Here is a 14737-nt window from a genome sequence, read left to right on the forward strand (position 1 = left end):
GGCAGGGACGTTAGGACACCCCGACATGGCTCGTCAATGGCACCTTCTGCGGCGCGCAGACATCCGATCTCTGCCCCATGGTGTGGGGCACATACGGCAGTATGAGCCCACGGGTGGCCGTGCCGACCGTAAGGAGGCCGCATGCGCGTAGCACTGTTCGTCACTTGCGTGAACGACACGCTGTACCCGGACACGGGGAAGGCCGTCGTGACCCTGCTGGAGCGGCTGGGGGTGACCGTGGACTTCCCCGCCGCACAGACCTGCTGCGGCCAGCCGCAGTTCAACACCGGCTACCGCCACGAGACGGAACCCCTGGTCAGGCGGTATGCCAAGGCCTTCGAGGGCTATGACTACATCGTCACCCCGTCCGGTTCCTGCGCCGCGATGGTGCGTGACAACTACCCCCGGATCGGCGAGCGGGCCCGCGCGGAAGGACGCGGGGAGGGCCTCGCCGCCGTCGCCGCGTCCGTCGTACCGCGCACCTACGAGCTGACCGAGTTCCTCACCGATGTGCTCAAGGTGACGGACGTCGGCGCCTACTTCCCCTATCCCGTCACCTATCATCCGACCTGTCATGGCCTGAGGATGCTGGGGCTGGGCCGCCGCCCTCAGGAGCTGCTCAGCCATGTGAAGGGTCTGGAGCTGGTCGAGCTGCCCGGCGCCGAGGAGTGCTGCGGGTTCGGCGGCACCTTCGCCGTCAAGAACGCGGCCGTCTCCGCCGCCATGGGCGCGGACAAGGCCCGCAACATCACCTCCACCGGCGCGCGCGCCGTGTGCACGGTGGACAACTCCTGCCTGATGCACATCGGCGGCACCCTCGCCCGGCTCGGCTCCGAGGTCCGGCCGGTCCACCTCGCCGAGATCCTCGCGTCGACCGAGGAGCAGCCCTACGGAGGCATCCGATGAGCGGCACCTACCTGGGCATGCCCGCCTTCCCCGTCGCCGCCGGCGAGGCCGTGCGCGACACGACGCTGCGCGGCAACCTGCGGCACGCCACCCACACCATCCGGGACAAGCGGGCCCGCGCCGTCGCCGAACTCGACGACTGGCAGCAGCTGCGCGCGGCGGGCAAGCAGATCAAGGACGATGTGCTGCGCCATCTCGACCACTACCTCGTGCGGTTGGAGGAGGCTGTCACCACCGCGGGCGGCACCGTCCACTGGGCCGCCGACGCGGACGAGGCCAACCGCATCGTGACGGACCTGGTGCGCGCCACCGGCGAGACCGAGGTCGTCAAGGTCAAGTCCATGGCGACGCAGGAGATCGGCCTCAACGACGCGCTCGCGGAGGCCGGGATCACCGCCTACGAGACGGACCTGGCCGAACTGATCGTGCAGCTCGGCGACGACCTGCCGAGCCACATCCTGGTGCCCGCGATCCACCGCAACCGCTCCGAGATCCGCGACATCTTCACCGACGCCATGGGCCGCTGGGGCCGTCCCGCACCCGAGGGGCTGTCGGACTCGCCCGCCGAACTGGCCGAGGCCGCGCGGCTCCACCTGCGGGAGAAGTTCCTGCGCGCCAAGGTCGGCATCTCGGGCGCCAACTTCATGATCGCCGAGACCGGCACCCTGGTCGTGGTGGAGTCCGAGGGCAACGGCCGTATGTGCCTGACGCTGCCCGAGACCCTGATCTCGGTGGTCGGCATCGAGAAGGTGCTGCCGAGCTGGCAGGACCTCGAGGTGTTCCTGCAGCTCCTGCCGCGCTCCTCCACGGCCGAGCGGATGAACCCGTACACGAGCACCTGGACCGGGACCACCGACGAGGACGGGCCGCGCACCTTCCATCTCGTCCTGGTCGACAACGGCCGCACCGACACCCTCGCCGACGAGGTGGGGCGCCAGGCCCTGCGCTGCATCCGCTGCTCGGCCTGCCTCAACGTCTGCCCCGTGTACGAGCGGGCGGGCGGGCACGCGTACGGCTCCGCCTACCCGGGGCCGATCGGCGCCATCCTCACCCCGCAGCTCCGCGGCACGGACACCGCGCTCGACGCCTCACTGCCGTACGCCTCGTCCCTCTGCGGCGCCTGCTACGAGGTGTGCCCGGTCGCCATCGACATCCCGGAGGTCCTCGTCCACCTGCGGGAACGCGTGGTGCAGGGCGGTGAGGTGACCCGGGCGGGCAACAGGGTGACGCTCCGGCCCGCCAAGGGCCACGCGGCGGAGCGGGCGGCCATGCGCGCGGCGCGCTGGGCGCTGGACCACCCGGCGGCGCTGCGCGCCGGACAGCGGCTGGCGTCGCGGACCCGCAGGTTCCACCCGCGGAGGCTGCCGGGGCCCGGGAAGGCGTGGACCGACACCCGGGACGTCCCGGCGGTGCCGGCGGAGTCCTTCCGGGACTGGTGGCAGCGCACCCGGGGGACGGGCGCAGCGGCCACCGGCAGCGGCACCGGCACCGGCACCGGCACCGGCATCGAGAGCAGGGAGGGCACCAAGTGAGCACCCGTGACCAGGTCCTGGGGCGGATCCGCCGCGCCCTCGCCGATGCGCAGCGCGAAGCGGCACCGGCACGCGGCGCGGTGGACCGCGGCTATCTGCGCGTGCACGGACACCGGGACGCGGCACAGACCGCGGATCTGCTGGCCGAGAACCTCGCCGACTACCGTGCGATCGTCCACCGCGCCACCGGCGACGAACTCCCCGGCCGCCTCGCGGGTCTGCTGGCGGCGCGCGGCGCCCGCCGGGTCGTCGTACCGCCCGGCCTTCCGGAGCGGTGGCTCGCGGCGTTGCAGGACGTGGAACGGGTGCCCGACTCGGCCGGGCTGACGGCGCGCGAGCTCGACGCCGTCGACAGCGTCGTCACCGGCTGCGCGGTGGCGATCGCCGAGACCGGCACCATCGTGCTGGACGCCGGCCCCGACCAGGGGCGGCGCAGGATCACCCTCGTCCCGGACCACCATGTCGTCGTCGTACGCGTCCCGGAGCAGGTCGTGGACTCGGTGCCGCAGGCGCTGGAACGGCTCGATCCCGTACGGCCGTTGACATGGATCTCCGGACCCTCGGCCACCAGCGACATCGAGCTGGACCGCGTCGAGGGCGTGCACGGGCCCCGCACCCTGGAGGTCGTGCTCGTGACGGACTGACGACGCCGCTCATTTGGCGTCCGCGTAGCACTCGACGACATGGGTCTGCAGCGGGAAGGGCACCGGCGTCGGGCCGAAGAGCAGGCGCCGGGCCTCCTCCGCGGACTCGGCGACGGCGCGCTCCACGTCCGGGGCCAGCTCCTGGGGTGTGTGCACGATGACCTCGTCGTGCAGGAAGAACACCAGGCGCGGCCCTCCGCCGAGCGCGGCCAGGCGGCGGCGCAGGGAGGCGAGCACGGCCAGCGCCCATTCGGCGGCCGTGGCCTGGATGACGAAGTTGCGGGTGAAGCGCCCCCAGGAGCGGGCCTGGGCGTCCGTGAGGTCCTGCCGGTCCGCGGACGGGGCCGGTGAGGTACGCCCGAGGTGGGACCGGACGACACCGCCGCCCTCGCCGGTGCGGGCGGCGGACTCCACCAGGCGCATGGCGTCCGGGAAGCGGCGGCGCAGCACCTCGAGCAGCGGCCCCACCTCACCGCTGGTCTGGCCGTACATGGCGCCCAGCAGACCGAGCTTGGCCCGGGCGCGGTCGCCGCCGAACGCGGTGCGCGCGAGGGCGGCGTAGAGGTCGCCCTCCGCGGCGGCCGCCATCAGCCCGGGATCACCGGAGAGGGCGGCCAGGACGCGGGGTTCCAGCTGGCCCGCGTCGGCGACGACCAGCCGGTGCCCGGGGTCGGCGACCACGGCGGCGCGGATCTGCCGGGGGATCTGGAGGGCGCCGCCGCCACGGGTGGCCCAGCGGCCGGAGACGACACCGCCGACCACGTACTCGGGGTGGAACCGCCCGGTGGGAGCCCACTGCTCGCGCCAGGCCCAGCCGTGGGCGCTGTGGATGCGGGAGAGCTCCTTGTAGCGCAGCAACAGCGCGGCGGCCGGGTGCCCGACCTCCCGCAGCACATGGGAGCGGGTGGAGCCGATCTTCACGCCCACGCGCTCGAAGGCGGGGAGCAGTTGGGCGGGCGAGTCGGGGTTGACCGGGCGGCCCAGGGCTTCCTGGATGCCGATGGCGAGTTCGGAGAGCACCTTGGGGCGGGCGCCGCCCGCCGGACGGGGGCCCAGCAGCCCGATGAGCACCGCGTCGTGGGCGTCGGCGCTCCAGGGCAGGCCGTCCCAGGTCATCTCGGCGGCGGCCAGGGCGCCGGCGGACTCGGCGGCGCACAGCAGGCGCAGCCGGTCGGGGTGTTCCGACAGGGCGATGCGACGCTGCTGGTCGGCGTGGACGGCGACCACCGCCTCCAGCGGGTCGGTGCCCGGCGGTAGATGGTGGCGGTCGGCGGCGAAGAGCACCGGCTGGTCGTCGGGGCCGCCCTCGCGCGCGTCCTCCGGCACGGGGAGTCCGCGCGGCCGGGCCCAGGCGGCGCCCAGCGAACGGGGCAGGCCCCAGCGTTCCTCGGATCCGAGCAGCACCGCTTCGACGAGCTTGAGGTCGTGGCACCGGGCCGGACGTGCCGGGACCCGCTCCAGCAGGGGCGGGTAGATCTCGTCGGTCGCGGCCCACACCCAGCGGGGCGCCTGCCGGGCCTCGCGCTCGGCGACGGCCGCCGCGAGGTCGCCGACGGCCTGCGGGGGCCCGTCCGCGGTGCCGTCCTCGCGCAGCGCCTGCAGCCGCCCGCCGGTCCCCAGGGGGTCGGCGACGACGGCGACGGACAGACTCCTGGGCGAGGTCACCGTTCGAGGGTAGAACGAGGCACCGACAACGCCCCGCGGGGCGGGTCAGGGCCGGTTGTCGCGGCTCACCTTCAGGGCCCACAGCACGAGCGGCGCCTGCAGCGGCAGCCGGGCGTAGGCCGCCTTCCGCAGGGGCGCGGGCCGGTCGTGCCAGTCGCGGGCCATCTTCACGTTGGCGGGGAGCACGGCGGTGAAGAAGCCGGCCGCCAGCAGGGCGCTCGCCCGGCGGGTGCGGGGCAGGGCGATACCCGCGGCGAGCGCCAGTTCCACCGCGCCGCTGACGTAGGTCCAGGTGCGGGGCTCGCCGGGCAGGACGCGCGGGACGATCGCGTCGAAGGGCCGGGGCGCCACGAAGTGCGCGGTGCCCGTGGTGGCGAGCAGCCTGGCCAGCAGCAGGGCGGAGCGGTCGGACGCGGCCATCGGTTGCCTCCTGCGGTCTGCGCGGCGCCGCTCAGGTTAGCGCCGGTGTACCGCGCCGCGCGGGCGATCGCCCGGTCCCGGCTGTGCGCTTGCTCACCCGGCTCACGGCGTGGTGAAGGTCGGTCCGGCGAAGGGCGGCAGCTCCGCGAACTCCGGGGTGACCCTCAGCGACACGGCGAGCTGGGCGAGCGCGTCCCGGATCCGGGTGAGGGGGTGCTCCGGGAAGTGCGCGTCGTAGTGGGGGGCGTCGCCCCAGTGGAAGGGCAGGCCCTGCCGCAGGTCGGCGGCGTACGGATGGGGCATGAAGTAGCGCTCGGGGCCGAGTTCGATGAGCACCTTCGCCTCCCGGGCGCCGGTGGTGCCCTGTTCCAGGGCCTGCACCTTCACGACGGCGCTGCAGGAGGCGCGGGGAAGGGTGTAGCTGCCCAGGAACGCCTGGCCGGTGGGGCGGTCCGGCAGGGGGACCTTGATGACCTGGCGCAGCGTGGGCACCGTCCCCAGGTGCAGGACGTCGGCCTCGATGAGGCCGCCGCCCGCCCCGGCCGTGTAGTGGGCCAGGGCGTGCCGCAGGCGCGGCAGGTCCTTCAGGGGCGCGGGGATGTCCGGCGGCACGTCGAACCAGTGCAGGCTGACGAGGTCGCCGTGGTCGTTGGTCCAGGCGTCCGCCTCGATCTGCCGGTAGCCGGGGAGTTCCGCCCCCGCGATGGGTCCCATGGCCGAGGATCATGCCGTATGGACGAGTTGGGCGTCACGGCGGACCAGCGCGGCGTAGCGGCCGTCCAGGGCGAGCAGTTCGTCGTGGCTGCCGCGTTCCACGATCCGGCCGTGGTCGAGGACGACGATCTGGTCGGCGTCGCGGACGGTGGACAGCCGGTGGGCGATGGTGATGGTCGTGCGGCCCGCCGAGAGGCCGTCGATGGCGTCCTGGACGGCGTGCTCGGTACGGGTGTCCAGGGCGCTGGTGGCCTCGTCGAGGATGAGGACCGGGGGGTCCCGCAGGATCGTCCGCGCGATGGCCAGTCGCTGCTTCTCGCCGCCCGAGAAGCGGTAGCCGCGCTCACCGACCACGGTGTCGTAGCCGTCGGGCAGGCCCGCGATGTGGTCGTGGATCTGCGCGGCGCGTGCGGCGGCGACGATCTCCTCGTCGGTGGCGTCGGGCTTGGCGAAGCGCAGGTTCTCGGCGACCGAGGCGTGGAAGAGGTACGTCTCCTGGGAGACGACGCCGACCGACGCGGCGAGCGTGTCGAAGGCCAGGTCGCGCACGTCGTGGCCGTCGAGGGTGACGCGCCCTTCGGTGACGTCGTACAGCCGGGGCACGAGGTAGCTCAGGGTGCTCTTGCCGGAGCCGGTGGCGCCGACGACGGCCAGGCTGCCGCCGGCCGGGACCGTCAGGTCGATGCCGTCGAGGGTGCGCCCGGGAGAGGCCGGGTCGTAGGAGAAGCCGACGCCTTCGAAGCGGATGTCGCCGCGCACGCGCGGAAGGCGTACGGGGTCGTCCTTCTCGGTGATGTCGACGGGCAGGTCGAGGTACTCGAAGATGCGCTGGAAGAGCGCGAGCGAGGTCTGCATCTGGACACCGGTCGACAGCAGGCTGACGGTGGGCCGGAACAGTCCCTGCTGGAGGGAGACGAAGGCCACGAGCGTGCCGATGGACACGGTGCCGCCCGCTCCGTGCACGGCGATGCCGGCGACCCAGTAGATGAGCGCGGGCATGGCGGCCATGACCACGCCGATGGTGGACATCCGCCAGCGGCCGGCCATGTTGGAGCGCACCTCGAGGTCGACCAGCCGGTCCGACTCGTCGGCGAAGGAGCGGGTGAGGGAGTCGGCGCGTCCCATGGTGCGGCCGAGGAGGATGCCGCTGACCGAGAGCGACTCGGTGACGATGGCGGACATCGCCGCCATCTGCCTCTGGCGCTGGGTGGTGATCTTCTTGCGTTCGGTGCCGACCCTGCGGCTGATCCACACGAAGACCGGGAGCAGCAGCAGGGAGGCGATGGTCAGCCGCCAGTCCAGGGCGATCATCGCGACGACGGTGGCCACCACGCTGGTGAGGTTGGAGACCAGCGAGGTCGCGGTGGAGGTGACGGTGGCCTGCATGCCGCCGATGTCGTTGGCTATGCGGGACTGCACCTCTCCGGTGCGGGTCCGGGTGAAGAAGGCGAGCGACATGCGCTGCAGCCGCTCGTAGACGGCGGTGCGCAGGTCGTGCATGACGCGCTGGCCGACCGTGGTGGAGATCAGGGTCTGCAGGACCCCGAAGACGCTGTTGAGCACGGCGGTGGCGATCATGCCGAGGGCGAGCAGGCTCAGCAGCCCGGTGCGGCCCTGCGGGATCGCGGTGTCGAGGATCTCGCGCAGCATGAAGGGCGAGGCGACCGAGACGAGCGAGGCGGCCCCGACGAGGAGTCCGACGAGGGTGAGGCGGGCGCGGTAGGGACGGAAGAGCCGCACGACGCGGCGGACGTCGGTGGGTCGGGCGGGGTCCTTGGGCGGCGGGGTCCACCGCGAGGTTTCATCGGGGTGCAAAGGGCCTCCGAAAGGTCCGGGCAGGGCGGGACGATGAGAGTCTAGTTCATTGTTACCTATACTCACAATGAAGTGCATCCTGATACCCTCTGACCATGGAATCCCGCACCTCCGCCGCGGAGACCGACGAGACCACCGGGCGCCTGGCCGACCAGTTGCTGTGGCTGACCCGCCGACTGCACCGCGCACAGCGGCGGCACCTGGAGCCGTTGGGCGTCACCCCGGCCCAGGCGCGCATGCTGCGCACGGTCGCGCACATCCTCAAGAGCGGTCCCGCGCCCCGGATGGCCGACCTCGCGGAACGGCTGGACGTCGTGCCGCGCGCGGTGACGAGCCTGACCGACGCCCTGGAGGAGCGGGGGCTCGTCCGCAGGGCGCCCGACCCGGCCAACCGCAGGGTGGTGCGCATCGAGCTCACCGAGGAGGGCGACGACGCCGTGCGGCGGCTGCGCGGGGCCCGCCGGGCGGCGGCCGAGGAGCTGCTCGCTCCCCTGGACACGGACCAGCGCGATGCCCTGACGGCGTTGCTCGCCGCCCTGGACACCGCGCCGGGTCGCTGCTGAGGCGCTCCGCGGGAAGTGGTCAGGCGCGCCAGGTGTCGTTCAGCGTCACCTTGCCGCTCGCGGGGACGGTCGCCGTACGGTTGGCGCCGGACTCCCAGGTGACGTTCCCGTTGCTGTCCTTCTTGATGTACTTGTACTCGAAGGACGTGCCCGCGCCCATGGAGACGTCGAGCTTCCACACCGGGTAGGCCGCCGAGGACATCGGCAGGGCGCTGCCGGTGTTCCAGTTGCCGAGCGCGGCGTTGTTGCCGACGACGTAGACGTTCTGGCCCCACACCGTGGTGGCGTCGGCCGAGAAGGACGCACCGCTCGCGGGGGTGGTGCCGCCTCCGGTGCCGCACGGGGCACCGGTGTGGAGCGCGACCGCGTCGTTGGCGCCGATGGTGGCGGTGAACCTGCCGTCCGAGCCGACGGTGTAGGTGGCGCCGCTGTGCTGCACGTCGCAATAGGTGCCGGCGGGCAGCGAGGTGGTGAAGGTCTGCGTCAGCGGGCCGCTCTCGTGGTTGATCGCGACGTAGCCCTTGCTGCCGCGCCCGAAGGCGATGGCGTTGTTCCCGTTGGACCACCAGTTGGTCACCGCCGTGCCCGCCACGGCGTTGCGGAACCCGACCATGCCCGCGATCTGCGGCCAGGCGTGCTGGCACTTCCAGCCGTCGCTGTAGCAGGCGTTGACGGTGCCGCCGTTGGGCGGGCCAGCGTCGTTGTCGGAGAACTCGTAGCCGGAGTAGACGTTCGGCGAGCCGTAGGGCCAGGCCAGCATGTAGACGTTGGCCAGGGTGTAGGTCGCGCCCGCCTTGTAGTTGAGGGTCGAGCCGTTGCGCTCGGTGTCCCAGTTGTCGACGAAGGTGCGGGAGCTGCCGCCGGAGAGGTAGCCCGCGCCCCATGAGGCGCCCCAGTTGCTGAGGTAGGCGAGCTTCTCACTGGTGAAGATCCGCTTCAGGTCGTACGCGCCCTGGAAGGCGTCGACGTCACCGGTGCCGGTGTACTCGCCGGGCTGCACGGCCTCTCCGGAGCCGTAGATGACCTCCTGGACCCAGAAGACCGAGGGGTTGCTGAGTCTGGCCTTGATGGCCGCGAGGTCGGAGGCCGCCATGTGCTTGGCGGCGTCGATGCGGAATCCGTCGACTCCGAGCGCGATGAGGTTGTTCATGTACGCCGCGATCGTCGAGCGCACGTAGTCGCTGCCGGTGTTCAGGTCCGAGAGCCCGACGAGTTCGCAGTTCTGGACGTTGTCGCGGTTGGTGTAGTCGGAGATGTTCGTCCGGCAGGAGTGGAAGTCCTGGTTCTGGTAGTACCCCGGGTAGTTGTACTTGCTGTACGACGTGCCGCCGGTGCCGGTGCCGGAGCCTGCGCTCATGTGGTTGATGACGGCGTCGGCGACGACCTTCACCCCGGCGGCGTGGCAGGTGTCGACCATGTTCCTGAATGCCGTACTGTCGCCCAGCCGGCCCGCTATGCGGTAGCTGACGGGCTGGTAGGAGGTCCACCACTGCGCGCCCTGGACGTGCTCCTGGGGCGGCGACACCTCGACGTAGCCGTACCCGGCCGGTCCGAGCGTATTGGTGCACTCCTTGGCGACCGAGGCGAACTTCCACTCGAAGAGGGTGGCGGTGACGTCCTTGCTTCCGGGCGGTGCTGCCTCGGCCGGCTGCTGCGAGACGCCGACGAGCGCGGCCGTTCCGAGCAGGGCGGCCAGACCCGCGCGCAGAAAACGCGATCTCATGGTGCGGCTCCTTCGTGTTCGGGCACAAAGGTGCCCCGAAGACAGCCACGCGCCGGGCCATCGAGTGTGGGGGCGGAGTTCCCGCCCGTGGGAACTCCGGGTAGGAGACTGGTCCCACGGGCGGGTAGCGTCAATACGTCGCGTGGAAAAACTTTCAACTTCTTGCGGAAAAGCCCTGCGTCGCTCTTGCAGCAGCCCGGCAGGTCCCGCATTCCGGCATCCTGATTGCCCGTCAGGCCTTCAGGTGCGCCCGGTCCCCCATCACCACGATCGGGTGCAGCGCCGGGTCGAGCGTGCGCAGCAGGTACTCCATGTCGGCCCTGGACTGGCTGACGCAGGCCGACGTACCGCTGCCGTGGTCCATGTGCAGCCAGATGCCGCCCCCCTTGGACTGGCCCTCGGGCCGGGTCGGGTCGAGCGGGGACGTGCCCTTGACCCGGTTGTAGTCGATGGCGATGACCAGGTCGAAGTCGTGCCAGTGCGAACGGGACCACGAGCGCGGCGCGGTGAAGGCGGAGGAGCGGTGGTACGGGAGCCGGGAATCCGGTTCGGCCAGCACGCCGCCCGCGTCCGACAGCGTGAAGACACCCACCGGGCTCTTCCTGTCACCCTCGCGGTGGTCGGTCGTCCAGCCGCGCTTGCCGTTGTGCCCGGACCAGGAGCGCTCACGCTTCCACAGGTCGCCCTGCCGGGTGTACAGCACGATGGTCGAGTCCGCCGAACGCGCGCCGTCCCCGTACACCGCCACGACCTGACGGGAGCCGGCCGGGATGTGCGACCGCAGCACGGGGCCGACACCCGGGATCCCCTCGGTGGCGGCCGCCTGGCTCGCGCGCGGCGGCTGCCTCACCGTCTGCCGCGACGTGTCCTGGTGCTCGCCGGCGGCGCCCCCGGCACAGCCGGCGAGCAGCAGCGCCGCCGCGACGACCACCGTCCCCGCCCCACGCATCACTCGAACCGCCCCTCTTTTGTGCCGTCGCGTTCCATCTTGGCACCCCATGTCGAGGACGGATGCGGACGGCGGCCCGTTCCACCCGGCTCGGGAAAAAACGGGTTGAATTCGTCACCTCGATGACGCGACGCTGGCACGTCTGCTCCCACCCCTCAGCACCGATGTCGGGACGTCATGTCGCTACAGGCTCTCCCTCATGCCGATCCGGGTGTCCCCGACACCCGCTCCGGCCTCCGTTTCCTTCTCTGGCTGGAACTGCGCCAGATCGGGGGCCAGGTCAAGGCCGCGCTGTGGGGCACCCTCCACATGGCGGCCGTGGCCTGCTTCCCGGCCGCGGTCGGCATCGCCGTGCAGGCCGTCGTCGACGGCTCCGGCGGACGGCTCGCGTTCGCGGGCGGCCTGATCGTCGCCCTGGGCGTGGTGACCGCCGTCGGCGACACCATGCTGCACCGCACCGCCGTCACCAACTGGATCGCCGCGGCCGCCCGGGTACAGCTCCTGCTGTCGCGCAAGACCGTGGAACTGGGTTCGCTGCTCACCCGTCGCGTCGCGGCGGGCGAGGTCGTCGCGGTGAGCACCGGCGACGTCGAGAAGATCGGCTGGTTCGTCGAGGCGCTGGCCCGCTTCGCCTGCTCCTTGCTGGCGACCGTCGGCGTCACCGTCGCGCTGCTCGTCTACCAGCCCGAACTGGGGCTGATCGTCGCCGCGGGCGTCCCCGTGCTGGCCCTGTCGGTGCTGCCGTTGCTCCCGCACGCGACTCGGCGCGCGGACGAGCAGCGTGCCAAGGCGGGCAAGGCCACCGAACTCGCCTCCGACACCGTGGCCGGACTGCGCGTGCTGCGCGGCATCGGCGGCGAGGAGCTGTTCCTGTCCCGTTACCGGCAGGCCTCCCAGGAGGTCCGCGGCGCCGCCGTCCGCAACGCCCGGATGTGGGCGCTGATCAGCGCCGTCCAAGTGGCACTGCCCGGCCTGCTGCTGCTCGCGGTGACCTGGTACGGCGCACGGCTGGCGCTGGACGGGCGGATCGCGGTGGGCGAACTGGTCACCGTCTACGGGACGGTGGTCTTCCTGCTGTTCCCGCTGCGCGGCTTCGAGGAGATCGCGATGGCGTACTCCTTCTCACGGCCCTCCGCCCGGCGCGCCGCCGCGGTGCTGGCACTGCGGCGCGACAGCGCGGGGGACAGCACGGGGGACCACCGCGGGACGTGGACGCCCGCGGAGCGGCTGCCGGCGGGCGACCTCCACGACCCGCTGACGGGGCTGCTCGCCACGGCCGGCGAACTGACCGCCGTGGTGTGCGGGGACCCGGACGCGGCGGGCACGCTCGCCGACCGGCTCGGCGGGCACAGCCCCTCCGGCGCCGGGGACGCCCCCTCGGTGCTGCTCGGCGGGATCGCGCTGGACGGCCTTCCACTGACGGCGGCCCGCGCGACCGTGCTGGTCCAGGACAAGGACCCGGTCCTGCTGTCCGGCACCCTGACCGAACTGCTGGACGTGCCCGCCTCCGGCCACGTGACCCCGGCCGAGGCGCTCGCGGCAGCGCAGTGCGGCGATGTGCTCGACGCGCTGGCGCAGGCCTCGGTGGACGACTCCGGGGACCCGATGCGGTCCCCGATCACCGAGCGCGGACGGTCCCTGTCGGGCGGCCAGCGGCAGCGGCTGGCGCTGGCCCGCTCGCTCGTCGCCGATCCGGAGGTCCTGGTGCTGGACGAGCCGACCAGCGCCGTCGACACGCACACCGAGGCCCGGATCGCCCAGGGCCTCAGGGCGCTGCGCGCCGGCCGGACGACGGTGGTCCTCACCTCCAGCCCGCTGCTGCTGGACCGTGCGGACCGGGTGGTGTTCGTCGAGGACGGCACGGTGCGCGCGTCCGGCACGCACCGCGAACTGCTCCGCGCCGACCTCGGCTACCGCGCCGTCGTCACCCGCGAGACCGAGCACGAACCCGAGGGACCCGAGGGGCCCCGGGGACCCGGGCAATCCGCACGACTCGAGAAAGCCGAGGAGACCGCATGATCGGCGTGGAACCGCCGGAGTACGACCCGGCCGCGCCACGGCACGTGACGACCCTGCCGGTGGGCTCGCCCGCCACCGTGCGCGGTTACGTCGGCGAGCTGGCCCGGCGGCACAAGGGCGCGTTCGCGCTGCTCGTCTCGGTGAACACCGTCGCCGTCGTCGCCTCGATGGTCGGCCCCTACCTGCTGGGCGGGCTCGTCGAGGACCTGGCGGCGGGCCGCCGCGACCTGCACCTCGGACGCACCATGGCGCTGTTCGCCGTGGCGCTCGCCGTGCAGACCGTGTTCGTCCGGGAGGTGCGGCTGCGCGGCGCGGTCCTGGGCGAGCGGATGCTGGCGGACCTCCGCGAGGACTTCCTCGTACGGTCCGTGGGGCTGCCGCCCGGTGTCCTGGAGCGGGCGGGCACGGGCGACCTGCTGTCCCGCATCACCACGGACATCGACCGGCTGTCCAACGCAATGCGGGAGGCCGTCCCGCAGCTGGCGATCGCCGTGGTGTGGAGCGGCCTGCTGCTCGGCGCGCTGACGGCCACCTCGCCGCCGCTGGCGCTGGCGGTGCTGGTGGCCGTCCCGGTGCTGCTCGCCGGCTGCCGCTGGTACTTCCGGCGGGCCCCGCAGGGCTACCGCTCCGAGGCGGCCGGCTACGCCGCCGTCTCGGCGGTCCTCGCGGAGTCGGTGGACGCCGGGCGCACCATCGAGGCGCACCGGCTCGGCGACCGCCGCGAGGAACTGTCGCGCACGCGCATCCGCCAGTGGGTGGAGTGGGAGCGCTACACGATGTGGCTGCGCAGCGTGCTCTTCCCGGTGATCAACGTGACGTACATGCTCATCCTCGCCTCGGTGCTGCTGATCGGCGGGACGCTGGTGCTGCACGGCCGGGTGTCCGTGGGCGAGCTGACGACGGGCGCGCTGTACGCGCAGATGCTGGTCGACCCGATCAACCTCATCCTGCGCTGGTACGACGAGCTGCAGGTGGCGCAGGTGTCGCTGGCCCGGCTGGTCGGCGTCCGGGAGGTCGAGCAGGGCGCCTGGGACGAGCGGCTGGCACCGGACGGACGCGACGTCCACGCCGACGAGGTGCGCTTCGGCTACCGCGCCGGCAGCGACGTGCTGCACGGGGTGAGCCTGCGGGTCCGCCCGGGCACCCGGCTGGCTCTGGTCGGCCCGTCCGGGGCGGGCAAGTCGACGCTGGGGCGGCTGCTGGCCGGGATCTACAGCCCGCGGGCCGGCGAGGTCACCCTGGGCGGCGCCCAGCTGGCCCGGATGCCGGCGGAGCGGGTCCGCGAGCACGTGGCCCTGGTCAACCAGGAGCACCACGTCTTCGTGGGCACGCTCCGGGACAATCTGCTGCTCGCCCGTGCGGGAGCGGGTGACGGGGAGCTGTGGGCGGCGCTCGCCGCGGTCGACGCCGACGGGTGGGCGCGGGGCCTCGACGACGGCCTCGGTACCGAGGTCGGCTCGGGCGGCACCGCGCTGACCCCGGCCCAGGCGCAGCAGGTGGCGCTGGCCCGGCTCGTCCTCGCCGACCCGCACACCCTGGTGCTGGACGAGGCCACCTCGCTGCTGGACCCGCGCGCGGCGCGCCACCTGGAGCGGTCGCTGGCCCGTGTGCTGGACGGCAGGACCGTGGTGGCCATCGCGCACCGGCTGCACACGGCGCACGACGCCGACCTGATCGCGGTGGTCGAGGACGGCCGCATCAGCGAGCTGGGCAGCCACCACCAGCTGGTCGAGGCCGACGGCGCCTACGCGGCGCTGTGGCGGTCCTGGCACGGATAGTGCGGACCG

12 protein-coding genes are annotated in these 14737 nt (G+C 72.8%); 6 read left to right on the forward strand and 6 right to left on the reverse strand.

All coding sequences use genetic code 11. From position 1 onward, the window contains the following. Positions 1–141 precede the first annotated feature (141 nt). From CHF15_RS10485 to CHF15_RS10495, 3 genes are read left to right on the forward strand one after another with little or no spacing between them, the layout of a single operon-like run. Positions 142–906 (forward strand): (Fe-S)-binding protein, encoded by a 765-nt coding sequence (locus tag CHF15_RS10485; protein ID WP_089223399.1) that lies wholly within the window; start codon positions 142–144, stop codon positions 904–906. Continuing rightward, the gene (locus CHF15_RS10490) at positions 903–2438 is read left to right on the forward strand and encodes a LutB/LldF family L-lactate oxidation iron-sulfur protein (protein ID WP_089223400.1); all 1536 of its coding nucleotides are present in this window, start codon (positions 903–905) and stop codon (positions 2436–2438) included. Before CHF15_RS10485 ends, CHF15_RS10490 begins: the two co-directional genes overlap by 4 nt. Further along, complete coding sequence (locus tag CHF15_RS10495; protein ID WP_089223401.1) at positions 2435–3082, forward strand: LutC/YkgG family protein; 648 nt, start codon at positions 2435–2437, stop codon at positions 3080–3082. Before CHF15_RS10490 ends, CHF15_RS10495 begins: the two co-directional genes overlap by 4 nt. A 9-nt stretch (positions 3083–3091) precedes the next feature. On the opposite strand, the gene CHF15_RS10500 is transcribed toward CHF15_RS10495, so the two are convergent. The 4 genes from CHF15_RS10500 to CHF15_RS10515 all read right to left on the reverse strand — a co-directional run bounded on the left by CHF15_RS10500 (position 3092) and on the right by CHF15_RS10515 (position 7621). Then, positions 3092–4747, reverse strand: coding sequence for a bifunctional 3'-5' exonuclease/DNA polymerase (locus tag CHF15_RS10500; RefSeq protein ID WP_245938759.1), 1656 nt, complete (start codon positions 4745–4747; stop codon positions 3092–3094). 45 nt (positions 4748–4792) lie between these two features. Beyond that, positions 4793–5167 carry a DoxX family protein gene (locus CHF15_RS10505; protein WP_089223402.1) on the reverse strand — a complete coding sequence of 125 codons (375 nt, stop codon included), beginning with the start codon at positions 5165–5167 and terminating at the stop codon, positions 4793–4795. A 102-nt stretch (positions 5168–5269) separates the two neighbouring features. Then, entirely contained in the window at positions 5270–5881 is a 612-nt protein-coding gene (locus CHF15_RS10510) for a hypothetical protein (RefSeq protein ID WP_089223403.1), read from the reverse strand. Between the two features lie 9 nt (positions 5882–5890). Continuing rightward, entirely contained in the window at positions 5891–7621 is a 1731-nt protein-coding gene (locus CHF15_RS10515; protein ID WP_245938783.1) for an ABC transporter ATP-binding protein, read from the reverse strand. A 170-nt stretch (positions 7622–7791) separates the two neighbouring features. Here CHF15_RS10515 and CHF15_RS10520 point away from each other — a divergent pair, with 170 nt between their 5' ends. After that, entirely contained in the window at positions 7792–8259 is a 468-nt protein-coding gene (locus CHF15_RS10520; RefSeq protein WP_089223405.1) for a MarR family winged helix-turn-helix transcriptional regulator, read from the forward strand. A 19-nt stretch (positions 8260–8278) separates the two neighbouring features. Here the strand turns inward: CHF15_RS10520 and CHF15_RS10525 are convergent, their stop codons facing one another. Next, a complete protein-coding gene (locus CHF15_RS10525) occupies positions 8279–9982 on the reverse strand; it encodes a carbohydrate-binding module family 20 domain-containing protein (protein ID WP_089223406.1) in 1704 nt (567 codons plus the stop codon). Between the two features lie 232 nt (positions 9983–10214). Then, on the reverse strand, positions 10215–10931 hold the full coding sequence (locus CHF15_RS10530; protein ID WP_089223407.1) for a L,D-transpeptidase family protein: 717 nt from the start codon (positions 10929–10931) through the stop codon (positions 10215–10217). A gap of 177 nt (positions 10932–11108) precedes the next feature. On the opposite strand from CHF15_RS10530, the gene CHF15_RS10535 reads away from it, so the two are divergent. Together CHF15_RS10535 and CHF15_RS10540 are read left to right on the forward strand one after the other, a co-directional pair. Beyond that, positions 11109–12950, forward strand: a complete 1842-nt coding sequence (locus tag CHF15_RS10535; RefSeq protein WP_089223408.1) for an ABC transporter transmembrane domain-containing protein — start codon at positions 11109–11111, stop codon at positions 12948–12950. Further along, the gene (locus CHF15_RS10540) at positions 12947–14728 is read left to right on the forward strand and encodes an ABC transporter ATP-binding protein (RefSeq protein WP_089223409.1); all 1782 of its coding nucleotides are present in this window, start codon (positions 12947–12949) and stop codon (positions 14726–14728) included. Before CHF15_RS10535 ends, CHF15_RS10540 begins: the two co-directional genes overlap by 4 nt. The last annotated feature ends 9 nt before the right edge of the window (positions 14729–14737 follow it).

This window comes from Actinacidiphila glaucinigra (assembly GCF_900188405.1).
Classification (GTDB): Bacteria; Actinomycetota; Actinomycetes; order Streptomycetales; family Streptomycetaceae; genus Actinacidiphila; species Actinacidiphila glaucinigra.